Raw genomic sequence first — 25,445 nt, forward strand, 5'->3', positions numbered from 1 at the left:
GCTTCGGGATTGGTTCGCTCAGGTCGTGCGCGGTGCTTCTGCGGTGGCCAGGGTCTCCAGAGCGTCCTCGGCGAGTTGGCGGGGCGTGACCCGGGCCCGGGTGGCCACCAGTTCGCGGAGGGTGTCGCCGTGGTCCCAGGAGTTGACGTTCAGGGCGGCGGTGATGTGGCCGTCGCGGAGCCAGAAGGCGAGGAACTCGCGGGTGGTGGGGTCGCCCCGGAGGACGAGTTCGTCGTGGTCGGGGTCGGCGAGGCCGCGGTACTCGCAGCCGAGGTCGTACTGGTCGGAGAAGAAGTAGGGGTCGGCGGTGTAGGGGGCGTCGGCGCCGAGGAGGTTGGCGGCGACGTGGGCGCCCTGGTTCTTGGCGTTGGCCCAGTGGTCTACGCGGACGCGGCCGTCGTAGCGGGGGTGGTCGTGGGCGGCGATGTCCCCGACGGCGTAGACGTCCGGGGCGGAGGTGCGCAGCGTGGCGTCGACGGCCACGCCGCCCGCCGCGAGGGTCAGGCCGGCCGCTTCGGCCAGTTCGGTGCGGGGTACGGCGCCGACTCCGGCGATCACGACGTCGGCGGGCAGTTCCCTTCCGTTGGTCAGACGCACCACCCCGGTGTCCGCTCCCGTGACGGCCGCGCCGAGGTGGAAGGTGACGCCGTGGTCCGTGTGGAGGGTGCGGAACACGTCGCCGATCTCGTCGCCCAGGACCCGGCGCAGGGGCGTCCGGCCGGGGTCGGCCAGGGTCACCTGCGCCCCGCGGGTGCGGGCCGCGGCGGCGGCCTCGCAGCCGATCCACCCTGCGCCGATGATGACCACACGGGCGTCGGGGGTCAGTTCGGTGCGCAGGGCCAGGGCGTCGTCCAGGGTGCGCAGGAGGTGGACCCCGGGGCCGGCGAGGCCCGGCAGGGTGCGGGGGCGGGAGCCGGTGGCCAGGAGGAGGCGGTCGTAGGGGTGTTCCGTGCCGTCGGCGTCCACGACGGTGTGCTCGGCCGGGCGCAGTGCGGTGATGGCGGAGCCGCGGCGCAGGTCGATCGCGTGGTCGCGGTAGTAGCCGTCTGCGCGGACCCAGTCGGGTTCGTCGCGCTCGCCGAGCAGGATGCCCTTGGACAGCGGCGGGAGTTCGTAGGGGTGGTGGGCTTCCCGGCCGAACAGCGTCACTTCGCCGGTGAAGCCCTGTTCGCGCAGTGCGGCGGCCGCCGACGCGCCGGCCAGTCCCGCTCCGACGATCACCACGCGGTGCGGTGTGCTCATGACGTCTCCTGTACGAAGGATGCGGGGCGCTGCTATCGGTGCACGCCGGTGAGGGCCAGGAACTCGTGCCGGGAGGCCGGGTTGTTCCGCAGGGTGCCGAGCAGGGTGGAGGTGACGGTCCTCGATCCGGTGGCCTGCACCCCGCGCAGGGTCATGCAGGTGTGTTCGGCCTCGATGACCACTCCGACCCCCTTGGGCTGGAGGTGGTCGGCGAGCCAGTCCGCGGTCTGTTTGGTCAGCCGCTCCTGGACCTGGGGCCGGCAGGCGAAGTGCTCCACGACCCGCGCCAGCTTCGAGAGGCCGAGGATCCGGGCGCCGGGCAGATAGCCGACGTGGGCCACGCCGACGAAGGGCAGCATGTGGTGCTGGCAGACCGACCGGACGGGGATGTCCCGGGCCAGGACGAGTTCGTCGTAGCCCTCCTCGTTGGGGAAGGTGGTCATCCGGAACGGGCGCGCGGTCAGCAGTTCGGCGTAACCGCGGGCCATCCGGCCCGGTGTGTCCCGCGTCCCCTCGGTGTCGTCCAGGACCCCGAGGGCCCGCAGGAACTCCCGGGCCGCCTGTTCGGCGGCCTCCAGGTCGGGGCCGGTCGACTCCTGCACCACCTGCAGCACGGCCGTGGCGTTCACTCGCCCACCCCCGCGCCGGTGCCGCCGCGGCGTCCGTGCCAGGCGGTGTCGTAGACGACGGCGAGCCGGGCCAGGGTGAGCGCGCCGAGGAGCAGGCCGAAGTCGCGGAGCGCCACGTCGTAGAACCCGGAGTAGGTCAGCAGGTTGACGATGATGCCGGTGAGCCAGAGGGCGACGACGTACGCCGCGTAGCGCGGCTTGATGGCCACGGCGATGCCCGCGACGATCTCGATCGCGCCGACGACGTACATGGCGGTCTGCGCGGAGAAGGGCAGCAGGTCGACGATCCAGGGCGCGAGGTAGTGCGGCCAGTCGGTGAGGGCGTTGGCGAACTTGTCCGCGCCCATCCAGATCGGCAGCACCGCGTACCCGATGCGCATCAGCCAGAAGGCGCCGTAGGCCGGTTCGCGGCGGGCTCGGCGCAGGATCTCTTCCCCGGAGCGCGCGCTCGGGGGGTCCACGGGCACAGCAGGAGCAGCCATGACGGCCTCCTTGTGTCGACGGGCCGAATGTATCGGCAACTTCTTTTGTTTTTAGAGATTGGTCACACCCGCTCCCATTTGTCAAATCTCATTGGTGTTACAGTTGACGCGTGGGTACGAGCGAGGGCCGTGACAGGGATGCGATCAGCGAGCTGAGCAGCCTGGAGGACGCGGTGCGGCGGCGGCTGTACGAGTACGTCGGCAGCTGTGACGACCCCGTGGACCGGGAGGACGCCGCGAGAGCGGCGGGCATCAGCCGCACACTGGCCGCCTACCACCTGGACAAGCTGGCCGACGCCGGACTGCTGGACATCAGTTACGCCCGCGCCGCCGGCCGGGGCGGACCGGGCGCGGGCCGGCCCGCCAAGCGCTACGCGCGCGCGGAGCGCGAGCTGACCGTCAGCGCGCCCCCGCGCGACTACGGCCTGCTGGCCGAGGTGCTGGCCGGGGCGATGGCCGCCGACCGGTCCGGCACCGCGCGGGAGGCGGTGGCCGAGGCCGCGCGCGCGACCGGGCGGGCGGCGGGCGGCCCGGACCTGACGGCCGCGCTGACCGCGTGCGGCTACGAACCCTCACCCACCGACGACGGCACCATCGACCTGCGCAACTGCCCCTTCCACCGGCTCGCCCGCGAGCACACCGAACTGGTCTGCTGGCTCAACCTGCACCTGGTGCGCGGCATGCTCGAAGCGGGCGGCCAGCCTCCCGCCCGCGCGGTCCTGGCCCCCCGTCCCGGCCGCTGCTGTGTGGTGGTCGACCCCGCCCAGCCAGAGCCGGAGCCCGAGTCATAGCCGCTGGTACGCACGACCACTGCGTCAGCGCACGGAAAGGGCCGCGCCCCCCGTCAAGGGGAACGCGGCCCGCCGCTGCTCGCGTGCTCAGCCGCCCAGCAGCTGCGTCACGCCGCTCACCACGGGGATCTCGCCCACCGACTCCGCCTCGGCGACGGGTGCCGTCACCATCCGGGAGCCGACCGGCTTGAAGTCGGCGAGCTGGGTGCCGACGCCGTTGTCGAGGGGGTCGACGCCCGTGCCCGCCAGCGGGTTGGGCTTGAGGCCGGCCACCGGGCCGGTGACGTAGCCGGCCGTGCCGGTCAGGCTCGCGAGACCGGCCTCCGGGTTGATGTTGCCGAGCGAGGTCGGGCGCCAGGGCACGTTCACGAGCTCGGCGGCGCCCGAGTCCGCGTGGGCCGTGGCCGCGCCCGCCCCCAGGGCCGCGCCGGCGGTCGCCAGGGCGATCAGGGCGCGCTGTGCGACCGGATGCTGGGACGAAGTGTGTCGGGCCATCGCTGGTGCCGCCTTCTGGTGCGCAGGGTAATACGGTCGACACGTAGGGTAGTTGAGGTGTGACGCGCACACCAAAGCCGACCCGCGGGGTCGGCAGCGGCGCCCCCATGCGTCAAACTGGTGTTCCGTGAGCCCTCTTCCGCCGTCTCCCGCCCGCGTCGTGCTGCTCTGCGGCCCCTCGGGCTCGGGCAAGTCCCTCGTCGCCGCCCGCTCCGGGCTGCCCGTGCTGCGCCTCGACGACTTCTACAAGGAGGGCGACGACCCGACCCTGCCCCTGGTGGACAGCAGTTCGGACATCGACTGGGACCACCCGCTTTCCTGGGACGCGGACGTGGCCGTCGACGCCATCGCCCGGCTGTGCGCCACCGGCTCCACGCCCGTACCGGTGTACGACCTCTCGCTGAGCGCCCGCACCGGCGAGGAGGCCCTGCACATCGGACGCACCCCGCTGTTCATCGCGGAGGGCATCTTCGCGGCGGAGATCGTCGAACGCTGCCGGGAGCGGGGGGTCCTCGCGGACGCGCTGTGCCTGTCCCGCGGCCCGGTCACCACCTTCCGGCGGCGCTTCCTGCGCGATCTGAAGGAGGGCCGCAAGTCGGTGCCGTTCCTGCTGCGCCGCGGCTGGCGGCTGATGCGTGCCGAGCGGTCGATCGTGGCCCGCCAGGTGTCGCTGGGCGCGCATCCCTGCGGGCGCGAGGAGGCCCTCGGCCGGCTGGCGGCGGCCGCGGGCCGGCAGGTGCGGCAGCGCCAGACGGCGGCGTGACGCAAAGAACGACCGCAAGGAAAACGGGACCGGATCGGCCTTCGGCCTTCCGGTCCCGCTCCCTTTTCTCCCCCGTGAGCCCCGATCCTCGTGGGATCCACCCCCCAGTGGCTCCCCCGTGGTCCCCCGTGACCCCGTTCCCCCCGGTGCTCCCCCCTGACCTCAGGCGACCAGTTCGCCGAAGGCGCTCTCCTCGTCACGGCCGAAGCTGAGGACCTCGTCCTCGCGCAGCCGGCGGAGCGACCGCCAGATGCTGGACTTCACCGTGCCGACGCTGATGCCGAGGATGTCCGCGATCTCCGGGTCCGTGCGGCCCTCGTAGTAGCGAAGGACCAGCATGGTGCGCTGGAGCTCGGGCAGCCGTGCCAGCGCCTGCCACAGGACCGCGCGCAGCTCGGTGCCGCGCATCGCGTCCGTGTCGCCGGGCGTCTCCGGCAGCTCCTCGGTCGGGTACTCGTTCAGCTTGCGGCGGCGCCACGCGCTGATGTGCAGGTTCGTCATGGTGCGACGCAGGTATCCGCCGACGGCGGCCTTGTCGCTGATCCGGTCCCACGCCCGGTACGTCGAGAACAGCGCGCTCTGCAGCAGGTCCTCGGCCTCGAAGCGGTCACCGGTCAGGTGGTAGGCGGTGGCGTACAGGGAGGCGCGGCGCTCCTGGACGTAGGCGGTGAACTCCGCCTCCGACAGCGAGCGACGACACTCCCCCGAGTCCTCCCTGTACGCGGAACCCCCGTGCGTTCCCCCCTCGTGCGCGTCAACCACCGTCATGTACCCGGTGTGCTGACGCCCGGCGCCGCGAGCGCACCCCCGTCCGCTCACTGCGCCGGACTTCTCCGAACCCCGGCCCCCGTTCAGTCCCCCGTTCACGTCGTGCAGACGCGTGATCACTGCGCTGGTGCTGGTGCTGTGCAGCGTGTTCATCTCGCGCCCCCCGTCGTGGACTTCCGGTAGTTCGTCTTGCCTGTGGTGCGGTGTCGCCGTGTTGCGGTATTGCGGTGTTGCCTTGTGCCGAAAAGCTTGCCCGGGGCACTTCATCGCCGTGTCCGCCGACTGTCACAGACCTGTCACAGGGGTTCGTCACATGGTCATCACACGGGGCACACAGGTGGTCGCCGTCCGCGCGGTATCGGGCCCACAGGTCGTACGGCACCCCCTTCATGGGCCAGAATGAGCCTCGTGCCTTCCCTGTTGCTGATCGAGGACGACGACGCCATCCGTACGGCCCTGGAGCTCTCCCTGACCCGCCAGGGACACCGCGTGGCCACCGCTGCCAGCGGCGAGGACGGTCTGAAGCTGCTGCGTGAGCAGCGGCCGGACCTGATCGTGCTGGACGTGATGCTGCCCGGCATCGACGGGTTCGAGGTGTGCCGGCGCATCCGGCGCACGGACCAGTTGCCGATCATTCTGCTGACCGCGCGCAGCGACGACATCGACGTGGTCGTGGGGCTGGAGTCCGGCGCCGACGACTACGTGGTCAAGCCCGTGCAGGGCCGCGTGCTGGACGCCCGGATCCGGGCCGTGCTGCGGCGCGGGGAGCGCGAGTCCACGGACTCGGCGACCTTCGGCAGCCTGGTCATCGACCGGTCGGCGATGACCGTCACGAAGAACGGCGAGGACCTCCAGCTGACGCCGACCGAGTTGCGGCTGCTGCTGGAGCTGAGCCGGCGGCCCGGTCAGGCGCTGTCCCGGCAGCAGCTGCTGCGGCTGGTGTGGGAGCACGACTACCTGGGCGACTCGCGCCTGGTGGACGCGTGCGTGCAGCGGCTGCGCGCCAAGGTGGAGGACGTGCCGTCGTCCCCGACCCTGATCCGTACGGTCCGTGGTGTCGGCTACCGCCTGGACGCGCCTCAGTGACCGACACGCAAGGGGGGCTGCGCGGCTGGGCCGCGGGGCGCAGGGGAAGTCTGTCGCGGCTCAGGTTCACCAGCCTCCGGCTGCGTCTCGTGGTGGTGTTCGGGCTGGTCGCGCTCACCGCCGCGGTGTCGGCGTCGGGCATCGCCTACTGGCTGAACCGGGAGGCGGTCCTCACCCGCGCCCAGGACGCGGTGCTGCGCGACTTCCAGCAGGAGATGCAGAACCGGGCGGGCGCGCTGCCGGCCCATCCCACGCAGGACGAACTGCAGCGCGCGGCGGGCCAGATGGCGGGCAGCAGCCAGCGCTTCAGCGTGCTGCTGGTCGGGCAGGACGCGAACGGCAAGACGGTCTACGGCAACTCGGGCGCCCTGAACGGGTTCTCGCTGGAGGACGTGCCCAGGTCGCTGCGTACGGCGGTGAACAAGCGGCAGGAGGTGTCCGACGGCAACAAGTCGGCGTACCACCTGTACTGGCAGCGGATCGTCGACCACGGCACGCCCTACCTGGTGGCCGGCACGAAGGTCATCGGGGGCGGTCCGACCGGCTACATGGCGAAGTCGCTGGAGCCGGAGGCGAAGGACCTCAACTCGCTGGCCTGGTCGCTGGGGATCGCGACGGGCCTGGCACTGATCGGCTCCGCGCTGCTGGCGCAGGCCGCCGCCACGACCGTACTGAAGCCCGTGCACCGGCTGGGTGTCGCGGCGCGGCGGCTCGGCGAGGGCAAGCTGGACACCCGGCTCAGGGTCTCCGGGACCGACGAACTCGCCGACTTGTCGCGGACGTTCAACAACGCGGCCGAGGCGCTGGAGAAACGGGTCGCCGACATGGCGGCACGGGACGACGCGTCCCGCAGGTTCGTCGCCGACATGAGCCACGAGCTGCGGACGCCGCTGACCGCCATCACCGCCGTGACGGAGGTGCTGGAGGAGGAGCTGGAGTTCGAGAGCGGCGGCATCGACCCGATGATCGAGCCCGCGGTCCGGCTCGTGGTGAGCGAGACCCGGCGGCTGAACGACCTCGTCGAGAACCTGATGGAGGTCACCCGTTTCGACGCGGGCACGGCCCGGCTGGTCCTGGACGACGTCGACCTCGCCGACCAGATCACCGCCTGCATCGATGCCCGCGCCTGGCTGGACGCGGTCGAACTGGACGCCGAGCGCGGTATCCACGCCCAGCTGGACCCGCGCCGCCTCGACGTCATACTCGCCAACCTGATCGGCAACGCGCTCAAGCACGGCGGGTCCCCGGTCCGGGTGTCCGTGCGCATCGACGGGGACGACCTGGTGATCGCCGTACGCGACCACGGGCCCGGCATCCCCGAGGACGTGCTGCCGCACGTCTTCGACCGCTTCTACAAGGCCAGCGCCTCCCGGCCGCGCTCCGAGGGCAGCGGCCTCGGCCTGTCCATCGCGATGGAGAACGCCCACATCCACGGCGGCGAGATCACCGCGGCCAACTCCCCCGAGGGCGGCGCGGTGTTCACGCTGCGGCTGCCGAGGGACGCGGCCCGGCTGACGGAGGAGGGCGCCGCGGACGCCGGGGACACCGGGGGTGCCCGGGGCACGGAGGGGGAAGGGGCATGAGCGTACGACGCCTGCCGACACTGCCCCTCCTCGCCGCGCTCCTCGCCGCGCTGCTCACCGGGTGCGGGATCCGGGCCACCGAGGTGCCGACCGACTTCGGTGGCGCGCCCTCGCGGACGCCGTGCTCGCTGGCGAGCCCCGACACGTCCACGCAGACCGCGCACGGGGTGCCCGTCCAGATTTTCCTGCTGTGCGGCTCCTCCCTGGTGACGGTCGACCGCACGGTCCGGGTCCCGGAGGGCACGCCGGACGCGCGGCGCCGGGTCATCGTGGCGCAGGGTCTGCTGGACCAGCTGGCCGCGTCCCCGTCGGCCGCGGAGAAGGCGGCGGGCTACCTGACGTACGTGCCCGGCGGCATCGGCGTGACCGGGCCCGGCCCGAAGGACCCCGAGGACACCCTGCGCCTGAGCACACCCCCGGCCGGGCTCACGTCGTACGCCCTGGCCCAGTTGGTCTGCACCCTCTCCGACTCCTCCGCGACCGAGGGCGACGGCTCGGTCATCCTGGGCGGCCCCGCACCCTCCCCCCTACGCCGCTACGACTGCACCGACGACGTCCGCTCCCACCCGGGCGAAACGAAACCGCCGTCCGGCGAGGTCAAGAGCGGCTGAGGGATCCGCGTGCGCGGGGCTGGGGCGACTCGGGGGCCAGGTGGGCTCCGGGGGCGGGAAGCCAGGGCCGGGAGGCTAGGGCCCGGGAGCCGGGAGGCTAGGGCCCGGGAGCCGGAGACCGCGGGCCGGGAGCCGGAGACCGCGGGCCGGGGGCGAGGCCGCGGGGCCCGGGAGCCGGGAGCCGGGGGCCGGGGGCCGGGGGTCGAGTACTACGACATGGGGCAGCCGCCGAAGGCCGGGGGCCGCAGGGCCACCCGAGGACCGCAGGGCCACCCGAGGACCGCAGGGCCACCCGAGGACCGCGGGGCCGCCCGGGGCCGGGGGTCGAGGGGCGCAGGGCCCGGAGGCCGCGGTGAGCTTGCGGCCGTGGCCGGTGGAGCGTGGGCGGTTCCGTCGCGCGGTGGTGGCCGTTTCGTGGGTTGGCGTCCAGTGGGGGTGGCCGGGCGGGTGTGGCGGGTGCCTCTTGCGCCGGGGCGTGGGGGTGGGGAACCGATCGTGTGTGGGGGTGCGTCTAGGGGGGCGTGCAGCGTCAAGGCTTCATCGGTGACAGCGCCGCGGTCCGGGTTCGCGCGGCGGGGGGTGTCCTCCTCGTCGTCCATCTCGCGTTCGTCGCCTGGCTGATGCTGCGGCCCCTGGACGTGCCGTGGGTGACGCCACCCAATCTGCACCCGCTGGCCGGTATCCGTGCCGACCTGGCGCTGGGCCGGCCCGAGGCGGCCCGGCGGATCGGGGAGGGGCTGGCGCTGCTCGCCCCCCTGGGCGTGCTGCTGCCGATGGCGCACGGCAGGCTCACCGGGTCCCGTCTGGCATCCCTGGTCCGTACCACGGCCGCGGGCGCCCTCGTCTCGGTCGGCATCGCCCTGCTGCAGACCGGTGTGCCCGGCCGGATCGTGGACGTCGACTCGGTGCTGCTGAACACCGTGGGCGTGGCCGTGGCCCATCTGGCCGTGGTGCCGGCGGGACGGACCTGGCTGCTGCGCCGGCGGGGCGCGCGGGACGGCGGTGCCACGAGCGGTCGTACGACCGTCTTCCAGGAGGAGCCGGCTCAGGGTAGGACCCCGACGATTCCCAGGGTCGGGATCGCCCCGTAGAGCGACTCTTCGCCCCGTTCGTCTCCGTACCGTTGAGGGCAGATGAGGCAGCCGGCCGGCCGCCTCGCCGGTACTCACGAAGGAGTCGCGGATGTCCCGCCTTGCCCGCCCCACCCACGGCCGCATGATCGGCGGAGTGTGCGCAGCGCTGGCTCGGCGCTTCGGCACCTCGGCGACGACGATGCGGGTGATCTTCCTGCTGTCCTGCCTGCTGCCGGGCCCGCAGTTCCTGCTCTACATAGCCCTGTGGATCCTGCTCCCGGCGGAGGACAAGGCCCGGACGGCCTGGTGACGCGGCCGCACACCAGCAGCGAACGCACACGCCGTTGGGGCGCCCCCGGTTCCGTACCGGGGGCGCCCCAACGGCGTCATGGGGGTTCGGGGCGGGTCAGCCCACCGGGATCCCGTTCACGGGCAGGCCGTGCGTCGGGAGGCCCTTGACCGGCAGCCCGCCGAGCATCCCGGCGACCGGCGCGGTCGGGCCCTTGCTGAGCACCTGGTCGGCGGTCGGCTTGGCCGCGGCGACCCCGGCGCTGAGCGCGCCCTGGCCCTGGCTGAGCGCCTCGGTGGCACCCGGCAGCGCCTGGGAGACGTTCTCGGCCGGCAGCGTCCGGGTGACGGAGTCCAGAGCCTGGGACTGCGGGACGGCCGGGGCCGCGTCGGCCGCGCCCGCGCCGACGGCGGCGAAGGCGGCACCGAGGGCGGCGACACCGAGGGTCTTGGCAGCAGACTGCTTCATGGTGAATGCGTCCTTGAATGCGGAGACGGGTGATCACTGACGATCTGAGCGGTGCCCGACCGTAAACACGGCGGACCTGGCCCCGCAAACACCGAAATGCGGACGACCCGTGAAAGGCCGTCCGCATTCCGTGCGCACCTTCTCCCTAGCCTACTTCTCCGAACCGGAAGAACCGCTGGTGGAGGCGGTCTCCCTGAACAGCCATTCGGATTTCAGCTCGGCATACCCGGGCTTCACCACGTCATTGATCATGGCGAGTCGTTCATCGAAAGGAATGAACGCTGATTTCATCGCATTGACGGAGAACCATTGCAGGTCATCGAGCGTGTATCCGAATGCCTCGACGAGGTGCTCGAATTCCCGGCTCATGCTGGTGTGGGACATCAGCCGGTTGTCGGTGTTGACCGTCGCCCGGAAGTGCAGCCGGCGCAGCAGCCCGATGGGGTGCTCGGCGTAGGAGGCCGCGGCCCCGGTCTGCAGGTTGGAGCTGGGGCACAGCTCCAGCGGGATCCGCTTGTCCCGGACGTACGACGCCAGCCGCCCGAGCCGTACGGAACCGTCCTCACCGACCTCGATGTCGTCGATGATCCGCACGCCGTGCCCGAGCCGGTCGGCGCCGCACCACTGCAGGGCCTGCCAGATGGAGGGCAGCCCGAAGGCCTCCCCGGCGTGGATGGTGAAGTGGTTGTTCTCCCGCTTCAGGTACTCGAACGCGTCCAGGTGCCGGGTGGGCGGGTGGCCGGCCTCGGCGCCGGCGATGTCGAAGCCGACGACGCCGAAGTCCCGGTAGCGGTTGGCGAGTTCGGCGATCTCCAGGGACCGGGCGGCGTGCCGCATCGCGGTGAGCAGGGCGCCGACCCTGATCCGGCGGCCGCTCTCGCGGGCCAGGCGCTCGCCCTGCCGGAACCCCTCGTTGACCGCCTCGACGACCTCTTCGAGGCTCAGTCCGCCGTCCAGGTGCTGCTCGGGGGCGTACCGCACCTCGGCGTAGACGACCCCGTCCTCGGCGAGGTCCTCGGCGCACTCGCGGGCGACCCGGACCAGCGCGTCCCGGTTCTGCATCACGCCGACGGTGTGCGAGAACGTCTCCAGGTACCGCTCGAGCGAACCGGAGTCGGCGGCCTCCCGGAACCAGAGGCCCAGCTTGTCCGGGTCGGTGTCCGGGAGCTGGGTGTAGCCGGCCTCGTGGGCGAGTTCGACGACGGTTTCGGGGCGGAGACCGCCGTCGAGATGATCGTGTAGCAGAACCTTGGGAGCGCGTCGGATCTGATCCTCGGTCGGGATGTTCCTCGGAGCGTTCCCCGGGCTACTCCCCGTCGGTGCAGTCTGGCTCGTCATCTCCGCACTTTATCTCCTACGCGCGTAGAGAGCGCCGTGTCGGCGCGATGTCACGTGATGTCGCGGCCTTGGCCGCTCGACACGCCCCGGATTTCCGCCGATACGCAACAGTGACCGCCGGGACAGGTTTGGACCACGGCGCCTTCTGACACTGTTCTGGCATGGGAGAGCGAACGACGCCGGCCCGAACGGCCAGGCTCGGCAAGGCAGTCGGAGCACAACCGGCGACCGCGTGCGGGGCGGTCCTGCTGCTCCCCGGCGGTGAGGAGACCTCCGTCCGCCGGCCGTCCGCCGTCCGGGCGACGGTCCACATCCGCTCCCTCGGCCGCCGGCTCGCCCGCGCCGGGCGGCCGGAGGGGCTCGCCGTCCACCCCGTCCACTACCGCTACCGGGGCTGGAACGGCACCGACGCCCACCCCGCCGCCGACGCCGCCTGGGCCGTCGACGAGGTCGTACGACGCTACGGCGATGTCCCCGTGTGCCTGGTCGGACTCGACATGGGCGGCCGCGCGGCCCTCCGCTCGGCCGGGCACGAGGCCGTCAACTCGGTGGTGGCCATCGCGCCCTGGCTTCCCGAGGACGATGTGGCCGCACCCGTCGAGCCGGTGAAGCAGCTGGTGGGGCGGCGGGTGCTGATCGTGCACGGCACGAACGACGAACGGACCGACCCCGAGCTGTCGTTCCGGCTGGCGGCGCGGGCGAAGAAGGCGAACCGGGACGTGTGCCGGTTCGAGGTCCATTCGGACGGGCACGGGTTGCGGCAGCACCGGGAGGAAGTGCGGTGCCTGGCGGTGGACTTCGTGCTGGGGGCGTTGTTCGGGTGCCGGGTGTCCCGGCCGGTCCAGGACGCGTTGGCTGCGCCGCCGCCGATCGGTTTGAGGATGCCCTTGGCTTCTGGGTTCGGGAAGTCTGTGCGGCGGTAGAGCTCGGGGGGCTTGGGTTGGATTCGGGGTGCGGGTGTGTGTGGGGGGGCTTGTCGCGCAGTTCCCCGCGCCCCTAGGTGGGTAGTAGTTGGCCCCTTTTGGAGAGGAGGAACTTTTTGAAGGCGGCGACGGGTGGGGTGTCCGGGCGGTCGGCGAGCCAGGCTACGCCGATTTCGCGGGCTGCCTTGGGGGCGGTGACCGTGAGTTCCACGACACCGGGTCTTGGGACCGTGGGGGGCGGGAGGAGGGCGACGCCGAGGCCGGCCGCCACCAGGCCGCGCAGGGTCTCCGCCTCCTCGCCCTCGAAGGCGACCCGGGGGCGGAAGCCGGCCTGGCTGCAGAGGTCGTCGGTGATGCGGCGCAGGCCGTAGCCGGGTTCCAGGGTGACGAAGGTTTCGTCGGCGGCCTCGGCGAGGCGGATGCGCCTGCGGACGGCCAGGGAGTGGTCCGCGGGGACGACCAGCCGGAGTTTCTGCTCGTCCAGCCGGCGGGCGACGAGGTCGGGGGCGTCGGGGACCGGGGAGGTCAGGCAGAGGTCGAGTTCACCGGCGCGGAGGCGTTCCAGCATGGCCTCGCCGTAGTTCTGGACGAGGCTGAAGCGGATGCGCGGGTGGTCGGCGCGGAAGGCGTGCAGGAGGCCGGGTACGGTCTCGGCGCCCATGGTGTGCAAGAAGCCGAAGGCGACCTTGCCGGTGGCCGGGTCGGCGTCGGCGCGGACCTCTTCGGCGGCCCGCTCGATCTCGGCGAGGGCCCGCTCGACCGAGACCAGGAAGGTGCGGCCGGCGGGGGTGAGGGAGACGGTACGGCCGTGCCGGGCGAACAGGTCGACACCGAGGTCCTGTTCCAGGCGGCCCATCGCGCGGGACAGGGTCGACTGGGGGACGTTCAGGTCCCGGGCGGCGCGGGTGACGTGCTCGGTGCGGGCGACCCCGGCGAAGTGGGCGAGCCGTGGCGCGAGCAACAGCGCCATGTCTTCTGTGTCACCGGACGGTGACAGGCGGGGCTGTGACCTCTGCTGATGCTGCATGGGAACGATTATGACGAATCCATGCATTGGACGGATGAGCGGCCCGTCCGTAGCTTCGAGGCATGTCTCCCGCCAGTACCGGGGCGCTCACCCGCGTGAGCGCCGCACCGTCCGCCTCCGCCCCCGACTCCGACGCCGCCACGACCGTCGACGCGCGCATGTTCCCCGGCGGTCCCGGCTACCGCCGGATGAGCTTCGCCCTGTTCCTCGCCGGTGTCGCGACCTTCGCGCTGCTGTACTCCACCCAGGCCCTGCTGCCGTTGATCTCCGGGGAGTTCGGGGTCGCGGCGGGCGAGGCGAGCTGGACGGTGGCGGCGGCGACCGGCGGTCTGGCCCTGTTCGTGCTGCCGATGAGCGCCCTGTCCGAGCGGTTCGGACGGCGTACGGTCATGACGGGATCGCTCGCCGTCGCGGTGGCCGTGGGACTGGTGGTGCCGTTCGCGCCGTCGATCGGGGCGCTGGTGGCGTTGCGGGCGGTGCAGGGCGCTGCGCTGGCCGGGCTGCCGGCGTCGGCGACGGCGTACCTGGCGGAGGAGGTCCGGCCGAAGGCGCTGGTCACGGCGATCGGGCTGTTCGTCGCGGGCAACAGCGTGGGCGGGATGAGCGGCCGGGTCATCACCGGCTGGGTCGCGCAGGCGTGGGGCTGGCGGGTGGCCGTCGGTGTCGTCGGTGTGATCGCGGTGGGGTGCGCGGTGGCGTTCCGGCTGCTGCTGCCGGCGCCGCGGCACTTCACGGCCGGCTCGCTGCGGCCGCGGGTGCTGGCCGGTACCGTCCGCGACCATCTGGCCGACCCGCTGCTGCGCCGGCTGTACGCGATCGGCGCGCTGTTCATGGTGGTGTTCGGCGGCGTCTACACGGTGATCGGCTACCGCCTGACGGGGGCGCCGTTCGGTCTTCCCCAGGGCATCGTCGGCTCGGTCTTCCTGGTCTACCTGGTGGGGACGGTGTCCGCGTCGACCGCCGGGCGCCTGGTGGGCCGGCTCGGACGCCGGGGCGCGCTGTACCTGGCGGCCGGGACGACGGCCGCGGGGCTGCTGCTGTCCCTGGCCGGCTCGCTGCCTCTGGTGCTGCTGGGTCTGGTGCTGATCACGGCGGGGTTCTTCGCGGGCCACGCGGTGGCGTCGTCGGCGGTGAGCAGGACGGCCACGCACGGCCGCGCCCAGGCCGCCGCGCTGTACCAGTCGACGTACTACATCGGTTCCAGCGCGGGCAGCACGGTGGGTGCGATGGCGTTTCACGCGGGCGGCTGGGGCGGCACGGTCGGGGTGGGTGGCCTGGCGGTGCTGGGCGTCGTGGCGATCACGGTCCTCGGCTCCCGGGCGGCCCGGGCGGCGGCGACGGGCGCGGAGCCTACGGCACTGCGCTGACCTCCTGTTTCCCCATTCCGCAGGCCGAATGTCAGTGGGGCACGGTAGCGTCCGTCTTGTCATTGAAGGAGCGCACCGGCGCTGCGGGACGGCCACAGGGGCGGGTGGACGACGATGGGCAACGGCACGGCGACGGCGGATCTGGACGTCGCACTGGAGAAGCACCGGACCGAGCTGACCGGGTACTGCTACCGGATGCTCGGCTCGTCCTTCGAGGCCGAGGACGCGGTGCAGGACACCCTGGTGCGGGCGTGGCGGAGCTACGAGAAGTTCGAGGGCCGCTCGTCGCTGCGTTCGTGGCTGTACCGGATCGCGACGAACGTGTGCCTGGACATGCTGTCGGCCGGGAACAAGCGGGCCCGGCCGATGGACCTGACGGAGTCGACGCCGCTCGCGCAGGCGGCCCTGGCACCGCGCCCGGACAACACGTGGCTGGAGCCGGTGCCGGACGCGCGCGTGCTGCCGACGACCGGTGATCCGGCGGAGGCCGCCGTCGCCAAGGAGTCGGTGCGGCTGGCGTTCATGGCGGCCCTCCAGCAACTGCCGCCCAAGCAGCGGGCGGTGCTGATCCTGCGCGAGGTGCTGGCCTGGCGCGCGAGCGAGGTGGCCGAGCTGCTGGGGACCACGGTCGCGTCGGTCAACAGCGCGTTGCAGCGGGCGCGGGCGACGCTCGCCGAGCGCGGGGACGCGGGGCCGGCCGGGGCGGTGTCCGATCCGCTGGACGAGGAGCAGCAAAGACTCCTGGAGCGCTATGTGAAGGCGTTCGAGGGGTACGACATGTCGGCGCTGACGGCGTTGCTTCACGAGGACGCGGTGATGACGATGCCGCCGTTCGACCTGTGGCTGCGCGGTCCGTCCGACATCACCGGTTTCATGACGACGCTGGGCGCCTCCTGCGCGGGTTCCCGTCTGCTGCCGGTCACGGCGAACGGGCTGCCGGGCTTCGCCCACTACAAGCCGGACGAGGAGGCGGGCGGCTTCACTCCGTGGGCGGTGCAGGTGCTGGAGCTGTCAGAGGGCCGTATCACCGGTTTCCACTGTTTCCTCGACACCAAGCGCTGGTTTCCCCTCTTCGACCTGCCCCTCCACCTCGAGGCGGAGCCCGACGAGGTCCAGCAGGGCGAGTAGGCCCGGGGCGGGTGCGCGCAGCCGGATCCGCCCACCGCCGCGCCGGGCGGCCAGCTCGAGCCGGGCCAGCACCTCGACGACACCCAGCGCCGGCGCCCTGACCGCCCCGACGTCGCACACCACGACCCCGCCGCCCCCCACCAGCTCCCGCACGGCGGCACACCACCCCGCCACCTCGTCCGCCGCGAGCGGATCGGGGCCGGGCAGCACGAGTACGGGCGGTGTCCTGGCATCCACGTCCGGTAGACCGCGGTGACGGGCGGAACTCATCGGCCGGGGTCCGGCGAGAATCACATTGACCTGGCGGGGCCGCGCCCCGGAGGGTTGGGGCGTGCAGGGGGTCTTGAGCGGGTTCGCAGTGATCGCGGTCGTCATCGGGGTGGGCTATGTGCTCGGGTGGCGTGGGCTGCTCGGTGAGCAGGCCGGGGAGGTACTGACGCGGCTGGCGTTCACGGTGGCCGGTCCGGCCCTGCTCTTCACGACCCTCGCGAAGGCCGATTTGACGCTGCTGTTCTCCAGCCGGCTGCTGGTGACCGCGTTGAGCACGGTGGCCGTCGCCGGTGTGTTCCTGGCGGTGGGCGCGGTACGGCACTGGGGCATCGGCCGGACCACGATCGGCGCCCTGTGCTCCGGTTACGTCAACTCGGGCAACCTGGGGATTCCCATCGCCGCGTACGTCCTGGGCGACGCGTCCCTGGTGGCACCGGTCCTGCTGTTCCAGGTCGTCCTGGTCACGCCGGTCGCGCTCACGGTGCTGGACCTGTCCGGCATGGGCGAGAAGGGCACGCTGTGGCGTCGTCTGCTGACCCCGCTGCGCAACCCCATCGCGGTGGGCTCCCTGTCGGGTGTGGTCGTCTCGGCGGCGGGCTGGCGCATTCCGGGCCCGGTGCTGGAGCCACTCACCCTGATCGGCAACATGTCCGTGCCGGCGGCCCTGCTGGTCTTCGGCATGTCCCTGCACGGCAGCGCGGCCCCCGGCCGCGGCCGGGACCGCAGCCTGGTCCTGCTCTCCGTGGCCCTGAAGTCAGTCGGCCAGCCCCTCGCGGCCTGGGCCCTGGCCAGTGCCGTCTTCGGCCTCCACGGCGCGCCCCTCCTCGACGTGGTCGTCACCTCGGCGCTCCCCGCCGCCCAGAACCTCTTCACCTACGCCAAGCGCTACCACGTCGCCGAATCCCTGGCTCGCGAGTCCATCCTGCTGTCCACGGTGGTATCGGTACCGGTACTGGTGGGGGTGGCGGCGGTGCTGGGGTGACTGGCGTCAGTCCAACGGCAGGATCCCGGTGTCGAGGACGAGTTTGAACGGCGCGGGCAGTGTCAGTTCCTCGCCGTACTCGACCGAGGCAAGGACGCGGTACGTACCCTTCTGCGGTTCCCCGTAGAGCGTTGCCGTGGGACGACCCGACTGCCAGGCGTCCAGGAGTAGGTAGAACGGCACACCGGCCACGGCGTAGCCATGGGCCTTCTTGATGCGATCGTGGTTCGCATTGCTCTTCGAGGTGACCTCGACGACCAGTTCGGCTTCGCCGGCGTGTACCCGTGTCTTGCGGCGTAGGGCACTCCGCGGCACCACACACAGGTCGGGGACGAACAGACCGCCCGTCTCTGGACACAGCAGCCCGAGTGTCTGGTAGATGCCCCAGTCACTGCCCTGCGGGATGGCGCCGTAGAGACGTTCGTGAAGCAGCTCGGTGGTGTCGTTGTGCTCTTCGGTCGGTGGCGGCGACACGGTGACGATCCCTTCGATGATCTCCACCTTGCTGCCCTCGGGTGCGCCCGTCTCCTCCCAGACACGGACGATCTCGTCCCAGCCCGATCCCTCAGGAAGCTCGGACTCGACGCTGAGTGCGCTCATGGCGGTTTCTCCCATCGGTGCGTCACCGATCCCAGCATGCCGAACGGGACCGGCGTCGGTCCACCGGCCCCGTTCACCCGAAGGGGGAAAGCACTGGTCAGGCGATGCGCTCCAGCACCACCGGGGACGGGGTGAAGCCGGTGCCCGGGGCTGCGACGTCGTAGGAGCCCTCGACCGCCTGGAGGGCGTAGTCGAAGCGGTCCGGGGTGTCGGTGTGGAGGGTGAGGAGGGGCTGGCCCGCGGTGACGGTGTCGCCGGGCTTGGCGTGGAGTTCGACGCCGGCGCCGGCCTGGACCGGGTCCTCCTTGCGGGCGCGGCCGGCGCCGAGGCGCCAGGCGGCGATGCCGATGTCGTAGGCGTCGAGGCGGGTGAGGACGCCGGAGGAGGGGGCCTTGACGACGTGCTGTTCGCGGGAGGTGGGCAGGGGCGCGTCGGGGTCGCCGCCCTGGGCGGTGATCATGCGGCGCCAGACGTCCATCGCGGAGCCGTCGGCGAGGGCCTTCGCCGGGTCGGTGTCCTTCACCCCGGCCGCGTCGAGCATCTCGCGGGCCAGGGCGAGGGTCAGTTCGACGACGTCGGCGGGGCCGCCGCCGGCCAGGACCTCGATCGACTCGCGGACCTCCAGGGCGTTGCCGGCGGTGAGGCCGAGGGGGGTGGACATGTCGGTGAGGAGGGCGACCGTGCGGACTCCGTGGTCGGTGCCCAGGCCCACCATCGTGGAGGCCAGCTCCCGGGCGTCGTCCAGGGTCTTCATGAAGGCGCCCGAGCCGACCTTGACGTCCAGGACCAGGGAGCCGGTGCCCTCGGCGATCTTCTTGGACATGATGGAGGAGGCGATCAGCGGGATCGCCTCCACCGTGCCGGTGACGTCCCGGAGGGCGTACAGCTTCTTGTCGGCCGGGGCGAGCCCGTCGCCGGCCGCGCAGATCACCGCGCCGGTGCCGTCCAGGACCGAGAGCATTTCGTCGTTCGAGAGCAGGGCCCGCCAGCCCGGGATCGACTCCAGCTTGTCCAGGGTGCCGCCGGTGTGGCCGAGGCCGCGGCCGGAGAGCTGGGGGACGGCCGCGCCGCAGGCCGCGACCAGGGGGGCCAGCGGGAGGGTGATCTTGTCGCCGACGCCGCCAGTGGAGTGCTTGTCGGCCGTCGGGCGGGTCAGGGAGGAGAAGTCCATGCGCTCGCCGGAGGCGATCATGGCCGCGGTCCAGCGGGCGATCTCGCGCCGGTTCATGCCGTTGAGCAGGATCGCCATGGCGAGCGCGGACATCTGCTCGTCGGCGACCTCGCCGCGGGTGTACGCGTCGATGACCCAGTCGATCTGCTCGTCGGTCAGCTCGCCGCGGTCCCGCTTGCTGCGGATGACGGAGATGGCGTCCATGGCCATGACTTTCCCTTCCGGGGGTGTGGAACTGTACGGCCCCTGCCGCGCGGGGCGGAGGGGCCGTACCGGAGTTACTTGGTGAGGTGGTCCGGGCCGAAGGCCTGCGGGAGCATCTCGGAGAGCGGGAGGATCCCGCCGGGGGTGTCCATGAGCAGGCCGGCGCCGCCGAACTCGTACAGCAGCTGGCGGCAGCGGCCGCACGGCACGAGCAGCTCGCCCTCGCCGTTCACGCAGGTGAAGTGCGTGAGGCGGCCGCCGCCCGTGCGCTGGAGCTGAGAGACCAGGCCGCACTCGGCGCACAGGCCGAGGCCGTAGGAGGCGTTCTCCACGTTGCAGCCGGTGACGGTGCGGCCGTCGTCGACGAGGGCCGCCACGCCGACCGGGTAGCCGGAGTAGGGGGCGTAGGCGTGGGACATGGCGTCCCGTGCCTCGGCGCGCAGCGCCTCCCAGTCGAACCCGGCCGCCCGGTCCGCGGCGGTCACTTGCCCTGGCCCTTCCGGTACCGCATGCCGTCCGCCTTCGGCATGCGCAGCCGCTGGGCGGACAGGGACAGCACGAGGAGCGTGACGACGTACGGCGTCGCACCCACGAAGTCGCCCGGGACCTCGTCGGTGACCAGGTACCAGACGAGGACCAGCGCGGCCATGACGGCGCTGATCACGCCCTGCCACAGCGCCTTGCGGTACATCTTCCAGCCGGCCAGGACCGCGAGGAGGACGACCAGCAGCAGGAGCAGGGCGTGCACGGTGACGCCGCCGTTGCGCAGCTGGAGCGCGTCGGAGTAGCCGAACAGGCCGGCGCCCATGGCGAGGCCGCCGGGACGCCAGTTGCCGAAGATCATCGCCGCGAGGCCGATGTAGCCGCGGCCGCCGGTCTGGTTCTCCAGGTAGATGTGCGAGGTGACCAGGGAGAGGAAGGCACCGCCGAGTCCGGCGAGGCCGCCGGAGACGGCGACGGCCGCGTACTTGTAGCGGTAGACGTCGACGCCGAGGGACTCGGCGGCGGTCGGGTTCTCGCCGCAGGAGCGCAGCCGCAGGCCGAACGGGGTGCGCCACAGGATCCACCAGCTGCCGACGAACAGGACGGCGGCGAGGATCGTGACCACGGACAGGTTGGTGACGAGGCCGCCGAGGATGCCGGCGATGTCGGAGACGAAGAACCAGTGGTGCTTCTCGATCGACGCGAGGCCGTCGGAGAGGCCGGGCACGGTGACGTTGGGCAGCGAGTCCACGGGCGGGGACTGCTTGGGGTCGCCGCCCGCCTCCGCGGCCTTGCCGGTGGCGAAGAAGATCTTGGCGAGGTACTGGGTGGCGCCGAGCGCGAGCAGGTTGATCGCGACACCGGAGACGATGTGGTCGACGCCGAAGGTGACGGTGGCGACGGCGTGCAGCAGGCCGCCGAGGACACCGAAGCCGATGCCGCAGAGCAGGCCGAGCCAGGGGCTGGTCTGCCAGCCGATCCAGCCGGCGCCGAAGGTGCCGAGGATCATCATGCCTTCGAGGCCGATGTTGACCACGCCGGACCGTTCGGCCCACAGGCCGCCGAGTCCGGCGAGGCCGATGGGTACGGCCAGGCCCAGCGCGGCGCTGACCTGTCCGGCGGAGTCGAGCTGGTCGGAGCCGGTGATCATGCGGATCGCGGCGAGGAGGATCAGCGCGCCGGCGACGAGCATGAGGATCTGGCCGAGGGAGCGGCCCGAACGGGTGGCCGCGGCGTCCGCCTTGGGCGCCGCGGGCGGCGGCGCGTCGGTCATCGTGGCAGTCATCACGCCACCTCCTGCTTCTTCGTCGTGGCGGCGGCCTGGGCGGCGAGTTCGGCGCCGACCCGCTGCTGCTGGCGCTTGAGGCCGTAGCGGCGTACGACTTCGTAGGCGATGACGACGCAGAGGACGATGACGCCCTGGATGACGCCGAGGATCTCCTTGTCGTAGCCCTGGAACTCCAGGTGGTTGGTGGTGCGCTCCAGGAAGCCCCAGAGCAGGGCGGCGAGCGCGATGCCGATGGGGTGGTTGCGGCCGAGGAGCGCGATCGCGATGCCGGTGAAGCCGATGCCCGCGGGGAAGCTGTTGTCGAACTGGTGGCTCTCGTTGAGCAGTGTGGGCAGGCCGACCAGGCCCGCCACCGCACCGGAGATGATCATGCTGGTGGCGACCATCTTCTTCACGCCGACACCGCTCGCGGCGGCGGCCGTCTCGGACTGGCCGACGGTGCGCAGGTCGAAGCCGAAGCGGGTGCGGCCGAGGACGAACCAGTAGGCGACGCCGACGAGCACGGCGAGGATGATCAGGCTGTCGACCGAGCCGGCCGGGCCCGCGTTGATGTTGGGCAGGAACGAGGCGTGCGGCAGCGGCTTGGTGGAGACCAGGGTGCCGCCCTGCTGGAGTTCGCCGAGCTTTCCGGGCTGGAGCAGGTAGGCGATGATCGCGGTGGCGATCGAGTTCAGCATGATCGTGGAGATGACCTCGCTCACCCCTCGGGTCACCTTGAGGACACCGGCGATGCCCGCCCACACGGCACCGGTCGCCATGGCGCAGATGATGATCAGCGGGATGGCGAGCCAGCCGGGCACGGCGAGCGCGCCGCCGAGGACGGCGGCGAAGAACGCGGCGAGCCGGTACTGGCCGTCGACGCCGATGTTGAACAGGTTCATCCGGAAGCCGATGGCCACCGAGACACCCGCGAGGTAGTAGGTCGTCGCCTTGTTGAGGATGTAGACCTGGCTGTCGCTGGCGGAGCCGTAGTTCAGCATGTCGCTGAAGGCGGGGCCCGGGTTCTTGCCGGTGGCGAGGATCACCAGGGTGGTGACGATGATCGCGGCGACGATCGCCAGCAGCGGGGCGGCGATCCCGAGGAGCAGCCGCTCCTTGTCGATCCGTGCGGTCAGCTTCTTCATCGCTCGTCGTCCTCTGTCTGCTCCGGGCCGCCCGTCTGCTCCGGGTCCGTCTGCTCGCCATGCTCCAGGTGGCCGGCCGCGGCGCCCGTCATGGCGGAGCCCAGCTCCTCGGGGGTGATGGTGGCGGGGTCGGCGTCGGCGACCAGGCGGCCGCGGTACATCACCCGCAGGGTGTCGGACAGGCCGATCAGCTCGTCCAGGTCGGCCGAGATCAGCAGCACGGCCAGGCCCTCGCGGCGGGCCTCACGGATGTGGTCCCAGATGGCGGCCTGCGCGCCGACGTCCACACCGCGGGTGGGGTGGGCGGCGATGAGCAGCTTGGGGCTGTGGCTCATCTCGCGGCCGACGATCAGCTTCTGCTGGTTGCCGCCGGACAGGGAGGCCGCGGTGACCTCGATGCCGGGGGTGCGGACGTCGTACGCCTGCACGATCCGCTCGGTGTCGGAGCGCGCGGCCCGGGGGTCGAGGAGTCCGCCGCGGGAGTTGGGCTTCTCGGTGACGTGCCCGAGGATGCGGTTCTCCCACAGCGGGGCTTCCAGCAGGAGGCCGTGGCGGTGGCGGTCCTCGGGGATGTACCCGATGCCGGCCTCGCGGCGGCGGCGGGTGGCGTCCTGGGAGATGTCGGTGCCGTCGAGGGTGATGGTGCCGGCGTCCGGCTGCCGCATGCCCATGATCGCCTCGACCAGTTCGGACTGGCCGTTGCCCTCGACGCCGGCGATGCCGAGGACCTCGCCCTTGTGGATGGTCAGGGAGATCTGGTCGAGGATGATGCGCTCGATGCCGTCGAGGTCGGTCTGCGCCAGGTGCAGTCCGGCGACGTCCAGCATCGGGACGTCGGTGACGGTGGACTCGGCGGTCTCGGGGGTGGGCAGTTGGCTGCCCACCATCAGTTCGGCGAGCTGCTTGGTGGTGGTCGACTTCGGCTCGACCGTGCCGACGGTGGTGCCGCGCCGGATGACGGTGATCTCGTCGGCGACGGACAGCACCTCGCCCAGCTTGTGGGAGATGAAGATGACGGTGAGGCCCTCGGCCTTCAGCTCGCGCAGGTTGTCGAAGAGCGCGTCGACCTCCTGCGGCACGAGGACGGCGGTGGGCTCGTCGAGGATGAGGGTCTTGGCGCCGCGGTAGAGGACCTTGAGGATCTCCACGCGCTGGCGGTCGGCGACGCCCAGCTGCTCGACGAGGACGTCCGGGCGGACGTTCAGTCCGTACGCCTCGGAGATCTCTTTGATCTTTCCCCGCGCCTTGCCGCCGATGCCGTACAGCTTCTCCGCCCCGAGGACCACGTTCTCCAGGACGGTGAGGTTGTCGGCGAGCATGAAGTGCTGGTGCACCATGCCGATGCCGCAGGCGATGGCGTCGGCGGGGGTCTTGAAGGTGACCCGCTCGCCGTTCACGGTGATGGTGCCCTCGTTCGGCTGCTGCATGCCGTAGAGGATCTTCATCAGGGTGGACTTGCCGGCGCCGTTCTCACCGCACAGGGCGTGGACGGTGCCCGTGCGGACCGTGATGTCGATGTCGCGGTTGGCGACGACGCCGGGGAAGCGCTTGGTGATGCCGCGCAGTTCGACGGCAGCGGGAGGGCTGGACGCGTTGATGGCGCACTCTCCTCGGGGAAAGGGGCTGCGTAGGGGAGGGCAGGCGTCGGCGACGCTAGCGCGGCAACTCCGCGCTACACGCGTAGAGTTGACACATTGTTATGGCTCGGCGAGGGACGTGGCGTACAGGCCCTGAGGACTGGGCCGCGCCCCTGCGCCGAGCCGGGGCCCGGCGGGACCGGTGCGGGTCCCGCCGGGGTCGGACGCATCAGGTCACGGGGCGGTCTTGACCGTGATGGTGCCGTCGACGATCTTCTTCTTCGCGGCGTCCAGCTTGGGCTGGATGTCGTCGATGAAGCCACCGCTGGTGGCCAGCTTCACGCCGCCCTTGGACAGCGAGTAGACCTGGTTGCCGGTCAGCGGCTTGCCGTCGTGCACGGACTTGATGAAGTCGTAGACGCCGACGTCGACGTTCTTGACCATCGAGGTCAGGATCGAGCTCTTGTACTTGGCCAGACCCGGGATGTTGTACTGGTCGGAGTCCACGCCGATCGCCCAGGCGCCCTTGGTGCCGTTGACGGCCTCGATCGCGCCGTTGCCGGAGGAGCCGGCCGCCGTGTAGATGACGTCGGCGCCCTTGTCGAGCATGCCCTGCGCGGCGGCCTTGCCCTTGTCGGGGCTGGAGAAGCCGGACAGGTCGGAGCCGTGCGTCAGGTACTGGACGTCGACCTTGACCTTGGCGTTGGTGTCGTGCACGCCCTGGACGTAGCCCGCCTCGAACTTCTTGATCAGCGGGGTGTCGACACCGCCGATGAAGCCGACGTGGTCCTTCTTGGTCTTCAGCGCGGCGGCGACGCCGGCCAGGTAGGAGCCCTGCTCCTCGGTGAAGGTGATGCTGTCGACGTTCTTGGCGTCCACGACCGAGTCGACGATGCCGAAGCTGGTCTTCGGGTACTTCGCGGCGACCTTGCCCATCGCGGTGGCGTAGGAGAAGCCGACGGCCACGATCGGGTTGTAGCCGGCGTCCGCGAGGTCCGTCAGCCGCTGCTCACGGTCGGCCTCGGTGTCGGAGGTCTTGGCGGTCAGCTCCTTGATCGAGCCGCCGAACTCCTTCTCGGCCTTGTCGGCACCGCGGGCGGCGGAGTCGTTGAAGGAGCGGTCACCACGGCCGCCGACGTCGTAGGCGAGGCCGATCTTGACACCCTTGCCGCCGCCGGAGGACGAGGACGAGGAGGAGTTGTCGGAGGAGGTGCTGCCACACGCGGTGGCAGACATGGCGAGAGCTGCGGATGCGACAACCGCAGCGGAAAGCTTGGCTACCCGGCGCACGGGAAGGCTCCTTCACCTGACCTGAGCGCCATGTCGGCGCTTGATGTGAGCACCATGCCAGTGCTCGGGCCGAGACGCCCCGGCGGCGTCGGCTTCGCGGCATCGTAACGCGCGTAGATGTCAGAAAAACACCTCTCGCGACGCCGTTATCGAATAGAGGCAAACGGTGCGTGAACTCTGCGATCGGCGGGTGCAGGGGAGTGTCGCGGACCGTACACGAACGGCTGGGGAGCGTATTGCGCTGGGCGGGGGAACGGGGTGGGGCGGCCGGTCTGCATCTGCGGGTGCGCTGTGGCTGATCGCGCAGTTCCCCGCGCCCCTGATCGAAGGCGCGGCGCGCCACGGCCACGGCCCGGTCCACGTCCGCCCGGGAGGCGTGCGGCACCCGGCCGA

General features: G+C 71.6%; 27 protein-coding genes. 11 read left to right on the forward strand and 16 right to left on the reverse strand.

Translation table 11 applies throughout. The features are described 5' to 3' along the window. Positions 1–18: 18 nt before the first annotated feature. Genes ABZ854_RS31775 through ABZ854_RS31785 form a run of 3 tightly spaced genes read right to left on the reverse strand, consistent with a single transcriptional unit; the run spans position 19 to position 2,353 of the window. Positions 19–1,242 carry an FAD-dependent oxidoreductase gene (locus tag ABZ854_RS31775; protein ID WP_361217820.1) on the reverse strand — a complete coding sequence of 408 codons (1,224 nt, stop codon included), beginning with the start codon at positions 1,240–1,242 and terminating at the stop codon, positions 19–21. 32 nt (positions 1,243–1,274) lie between these two features. Beyond that, the gene (gene folE / locus ABZ854_RS31780) at positions 1,275–1,871 is read right to left on the reverse strand and encodes a GTP cyclohydrolase I (protein WP_361217823.1); all 597 of its coding nucleotides are present in this window, start codon (positions 1,869–1,871) and stop codon (positions 1,275–1,277) included. Continuing rightward, the gene (locus tag ABZ854_RS31785; protein WP_361217826.1) at positions 1,868–2,353 is read right to left on the reverse strand and encodes a hypothetical protein; all 486 of its coding nucleotides are present in this window, start codon (positions 2,351–2,353) and stop codon (positions 1,868–1,870) included. The genes folE and ABZ854_RS31785 overlap by 4 nt, the downstream gene beginning before the upstream one ends. 110 nt (positions 2,354–2,463) lie before the next feature. Between ABZ854_RS31785 and ABZ854_RS31790 the strand changes: the two genes are divergently transcribed. Next, positions 2,464–3,144 carry a helix-turn-helix domain-containing protein gene (locus tag ABZ854_RS31790; RefSeq protein ID WP_361217828.1) on the forward strand — a complete coding sequence of 227 codons (681 nt, stop codon included), beginning with the start codon at positions 2,464–2,466 and terminating at the stop codon, positions 3,142–3,144. Positions 3,145–3,231: 87 nt separating this feature from the next. On the opposite strand, the gene ABZ854_RS31795 is transcribed toward ABZ854_RS31790, so the two are convergent. Further along, positions 3,232–3,639 (reverse strand): hypothetical protein, encoded by a 408-nt coding sequence (locus ABZ854_RS31795; protein WP_361217831.1) that lies wholly within the window; start codon positions 3,637–3,639, stop codon positions 3,232–3,234. A 160-nt stretch (positions 3,640–3,799) separates the two neighbouring features. Here ABZ854_RS31795 and ABZ854_RS31800 point away from each other — a divergent pair, with 160 nt between their 5' ends. Then, positions 3,800–4,402 carry a uridine kinase gene (locus ABZ854_RS31800; RefSeq protein ID WP_361217892.1) on the forward strand — a complete coding sequence of 201 codons (603 nt, stop codon included), beginning with the start codon at positions 3,800–3,802 and terminating at the stop codon, positions 4,400–4,402. Positions 4,403–4,564: 162 nt separating this feature from the next. Here the strand turns inward: ABZ854_RS31800 and ABZ854_RS31805 are convergent, their stop codons facing one another. Further along, a complete protein-coding gene (locus ABZ854_RS31805; RefSeq protein ID WP_361217834.1) occupies positions 4,565–5,323 on the reverse strand; it encodes a SigE family RNA polymerase sigma factor in 759 nt (252 codons plus the stop codon). Positions 5,324–5,578: 255 nt separating this feature from the next. Between ABZ854_RS31805 and afsQ1 the strand changes: the two genes are divergently transcribed. The 5 genes from afsQ1 to ABZ854_RS31830 all read left to right on the forward strand — a co-directional run bounded on the left by afsQ1 (position 5,579) and on the right by ABZ854_RS31830 (position 9,833). Further along, positions 5,579–6,256 (forward strand): two-component system response regulator AfsQ1, encoded by a 678-nt coding sequence (gene afsQ1 / locus ABZ854_RS31810; protein WP_361217837.1) that lies wholly within the window; start codon positions 5,579–5,581, stop codon positions 6,254–6,256. Beyond that, positions 6,253–7,839 (forward strand): HAMP domain-containing sensor histidine kinase, encoded by a 1,587-nt coding sequence (locus ABZ854_RS31815; RefSeq protein WP_361217839.1) that lies wholly within the window; start codon positions 6,253–6,255, stop codon positions 7,837–7,839. The genes afsQ1 and ABZ854_RS31815 overlap by 4 nt, the downstream gene beginning before the upstream one ends. Beyond that, the gene (locus ABZ854_RS31820) at positions 7,836–8,450 is read left to right on the forward strand and encodes a hypothetical protein (RefSeq protein WP_361217842.1); all 615 of its coding nucleotides are present in this window, start codon (positions 7,836–7,838) and stop codon (positions 8,448–8,450) included. The genes ABZ854_RS31815 and ABZ854_RS31820 overlap by 4 nt, the downstream gene beginning before the upstream one ends. Positions 8,451–8,971: 521 nt before the next feature. Continuing rightward, on the forward strand, positions 8,972–9,541 hold the full coding sequence (locus ABZ854_RS31825) for a VanZ family protein (RefSeq protein WP_361217845.1): 570 nt from the start codon (positions 8,972–8,974) through the stop codon (positions 9,539–9,541). 91 nt (positions 9,542–9,632) lie between these two features. Next, positions 9,633–9,833 (forward strand): PspC domain-containing protein, encoded by a 201-nt coding sequence (locus tag ABZ854_RS31830; RefSeq protein WP_129307187.1) that lies wholly within the window; start codon positions 9,633–9,635, stop codon positions 9,831–9,833. A gap of 96 nt (positions 9,834–9,929) precedes the next feature. On the opposite strand, the gene ABZ854_RS31835 is transcribed toward ABZ854_RS31830, so the two are convergent. Continuing rightward, complete coding sequence (locus ABZ854_RS31835; RefSeq protein WP_129307188.1) at positions 9,930–10,280, reverse strand: ATP-binding protein; 351 nt, start codon at positions 10,278–10,280, stop codon at positions 9,930–9,932. Between the two features lie 150 nt (positions 10,281–10,430). Further along, the gene (locus ABZ854_RS31840) at positions 10,431–11,618 is read right to left on the reverse strand and encodes an adenosine deaminase (protein WP_361217849.1); all 1,188 of its coding nucleotides are present in this window, start codon (positions 11,616–11,618) and stop codon (positions 10,431–10,433) included. A gap of 161 nt (positions 11,619–11,779) precedes the next feature. Here ABZ854_RS31840 and ABZ854_RS31845 point away from each other — a divergent pair, with 161 nt between their 5' ends. Then, positions 11,780–12,541: a prolyl oligopeptidase family serine peptidase gene (locus tag ABZ854_RS31845; RefSeq protein WP_361217852.1), complete on the forward strand. Its 762-nt coding sequence runs from the start codon at positions 11,780–11,782 to the stop codon at positions 12,539–12,541. 73 nt (positions 12,542–12,614) lie between these two features. Here the strand turns inward: ABZ854_RS31845 and ABZ854_RS31850 are convergent, their stop codons facing one another. Beyond that, positions 12,615–13,568 carry a LysR family transcriptional regulator gene (locus tag ABZ854_RS31850; RefSeq protein WP_361217855.1) on the reverse strand — a complete coding sequence of 318 codons (954 nt, stop codon included), beginning with the start codon at positions 13,566–13,568 and terminating at the stop codon, positions 12,615–12,617. A 62-nt stretch (positions 13,569–13,630) separates the two neighbouring features. On the opposite strand from ABZ854_RS31850, the gene ABZ854_RS31855 reads away from it, so the two are divergent. Together ABZ854_RS31855 and ABZ854_RS31860 are read left to right on the forward strand one after the other, a co-directional pair. Then, positions 13,631–14,935, forward strand: a complete 1,305-nt coding sequence (locus tag ABZ854_RS31855; RefSeq protein WP_361217858.1) for an MFS transporter — start codon at positions 13,631–13,633, stop codon at positions 14,933–14,935. Positions 14,936–15,049: 114 nt separating this feature from the next. Continuing rightward, complete coding sequence (locus ABZ854_RS31860; RefSeq protein ID WP_361217861.1) at positions 15,050–16,063, forward strand: sigma-70 family RNA polymerase sigma factor; 1,014 nt, start codon at positions 15,050–15,052, stop codon at positions 16,061–16,063. On the opposite strand, the gene ABZ854_RS31865 is transcribed toward ABZ854_RS31860, so the two are convergent. Next, the gene (locus ABZ854_RS31865; protein WP_361217864.1) at positions 15,947–16,438 is read right to left on the reverse strand and encodes an STAS domain-containing protein; all 492 of its coding nucleotides are present in this window, start codon (positions 16,436–16,438) and stop codon (positions 15,947–15,949) included. The genes ABZ854_RS31860 and ABZ854_RS31865 overlap by 117 nt on opposite strands. Here ABZ854_RS31865 and ABZ854_RS31870 point away from each other — a divergent pair. Further along, entirely contained in the window at positions 16,395–17,315 is a 921-nt protein-coding gene (locus tag ABZ854_RS31870) for an AEC family transporter (protein WP_361217866.1), read from the forward strand. The two genes, ABZ854_RS31865 and ABZ854_RS31870, sit on opposite strands and share 44 nt — an antisense overlap. A 6-nt stretch (positions 17,316–17,321) precedes the next feature. On the opposite strand, the gene ABZ854_RS31875 is transcribed toward ABZ854_RS31870, so the two are convergent. The 7 genes from ABZ854_RS31875 to ABZ854_RS31905 form a co-directional block, all read right to left on the reverse strand. After that, the gene (locus tag ABZ854_RS31875; protein WP_361217869.1) at positions 17,322–17,915 is read right to left on the reverse strand and encodes a Uma2 family endonuclease; all 594 of its coding nucleotides are present in this window, start codon (positions 17,913–17,915) and stop codon (positions 17,322–17,324) included. A 97-nt stretch (positions 17,916–18,012) separates the two neighbouring features. After that, positions 18,013–19,296 (reverse strand): thymidine phosphorylase, encoded by a 1,284-nt coding sequence (locus tag ABZ854_RS31880; protein WP_361217872.1) that lies wholly within the window; start codon positions 19,294–19,296, stop codon positions 18,013–18,015. Between the two features lie 68 nt (positions 19,297–19,364). Further along, on the reverse strand, positions 19,365–19,775 hold the full coding sequence (locus ABZ854_RS31885) for a cytidine deaminase (RefSeq protein ID WP_361217874.1): 411 nt from the start codon (positions 19,773–19,775) through the stop codon (positions 19,365–19,367). Then, positions 19,772–21,058, reverse strand: coding sequence for an ABC transporter permease (locus ABZ854_RS31890; protein WP_361217877.1), 1,287 nt, complete (start codon positions 21,056–21,058; stop codon positions 19,772–19,774). Before ABZ854_RS31890 ends, ABZ854_RS31885 begins: the two co-directional genes overlap by 4 nt. Next, positions 21,058–22,185 (reverse strand): ABC transporter permease, encoded by a 1,128-nt coding sequence (locus ABZ854_RS31895; protein ID WP_361217880.1) that lies wholly within the window; start codon positions 22,183–22,185, stop codon positions 21,058–21,060. Before ABZ854_RS31895 ends, ABZ854_RS31890 begins: the two co-directional genes overlap by 1 nt. Further along, positions 22,182–23,783, reverse strand: coding sequence for an ABC transporter ATP-binding protein (locus ABZ854_RS31900; RefSeq protein ID WP_361217895.1), 1,602 nt, complete (start codon positions 23,781–23,783; stop codon positions 22,182–22,184). Before ABZ854_RS31900 ends, ABZ854_RS31895 begins: the two co-directional genes overlap by 4 nt. A 213-nt stretch (positions 23,784–23,996) precedes the next feature. Continuing rightward, positions 23,997–25,052, reverse strand: coding sequence for a BMP family ABC transporter substrate-binding protein (locus ABZ854_RS31905; protein ID WP_361217883.1), 1,056 nt, complete (start codon positions 25,050–25,052; stop codon positions 23,997–23,999). Positions 25,053–25,445: the final 393 nt, after the last annotated feature.

It is taken from the genome of Streptomyces sp. NPDC047028 (assembly GCF_040644095.1).
Classification (GTDB): Bacteria; Actinomycetota; Actinomycetes; order Streptomycetales; family Streptomycetaceae; genus Streptomyces.

Coding starts and splice junctions, on each gene's coding strand:
- ABZ854_RS31775 (WP_361217820.1), bottom strand. CDS start 1,242: ATGAGCACACCGCACCGCGTGGTGATCGTCGGAGCGGGACTGGCCGGC.
- ABZ854_RS31785 (WP_361217826.1), bottom strand. CDS start 2,353: ATGGCTGCTCCTGCTGTGCCCGTGGACCCCCCGAGCGCGCGCTCCGGG.
- ABZ854_RS31795 (WP_361217831.1), bottom strand. CDS start 3,639: ATGGCCCGACACACTTCGTCCCAGCATCCGGTCGCACAGCGCGCCCTG.
- ABZ854_RS31805 (WP_361217834.1), bottom strand. CDS start 5,323: ATGAACACGCTGCACAGCACCAGCACCAGCGCAGTGATCACGCGTCTG.
- ABZ854_RS31820 (WP_361217842.1), top strand. CDS start 7,836: ATGAGCGTACGACGCCTGCCGACACTGCCCCTCCTCGCCGCGCTCCTC.
- ABZ854_RS31830 (WP_129307187.1), top strand. CDS start 9,633: ATGTCCCGCCTTGCCCGCCCCACCCACGGCCGCATGATCGGCGGAGTG.
- ABZ854_RS31835 (WP_129307188.1), bottom strand. CDS start 10,280: ATGAAGCAGTCTGCTGCCAAGACCCTCGGTGTCGCCGCCCTCGGTGCC.
- ABZ854_RS31840 (WP_361217849.1), bottom strand. CDS start 11,618: ATGACGAGCCAGACTGCACCGACGGGGAGTAGCCCGGGGAACGCTCCG.
- ABZ854_RS31845 (WP_361217852.1), top strand. CDS start 11,780: ATGGGAGAGCGAACGACGCCGGCCCGAACGGCCAGGCTCGGCAAGGCA.
- ABZ854_RS31850 (WP_361217855.1), bottom strand. CDS start 13,568: ATGCAGCATCAGCAGAGGTCACAGCCCCGCCTGTCACCGTCCGGTGAC.
- ABZ854_RS31855 (WP_361217858.1), top strand. CDS start 13,631: ATGTCTCCCGCCAGTACCGGGGCGCTCACCCGCGTGAGCGCCGCACCG.
- ABZ854_RS31860 (WP_361217861.1), top strand. CDS start 15,050: ATGGGCAACGGCACGGCGACGGCGGATCTGGACGTCGCACTGGAGAAG.
- ABZ854_RS31865 (WP_361217864.1), bottom strand. CDS start 16,438: ATGACGACCGCGATCACTGCGAACCCGCTCAAGACCCCCTGCACGCCC.
- ABZ854_RS31875 (WP_361217869.1), bottom strand. CDS start 17,915: ATGAGCGCACTCAGCGTCGAGTCCGAGCTTCCTGAGGGATCGGGCTGG.
- ABZ854_RS31880 (WP_361217872.1), bottom strand. CDS start 19,296: ATGGCCATGGACGCCATCTCCGTCATCCGCAGCAAGCGGGACCGCGGC.
- ABZ854_RS31890 (WP_361217877.1), bottom strand. CDS start 21,058: ATGACTGCCACGATGACCGACGCGCCGCCGCCCGCGGCGCCCAAGGCG.
- ABZ854_RS31895 (WP_361217880.1), bottom strand. CDS start 22,185: ATGAAGAAGCTGACCGCACGGATCGACAAGGAGCGGCTGCTCCTCGGG.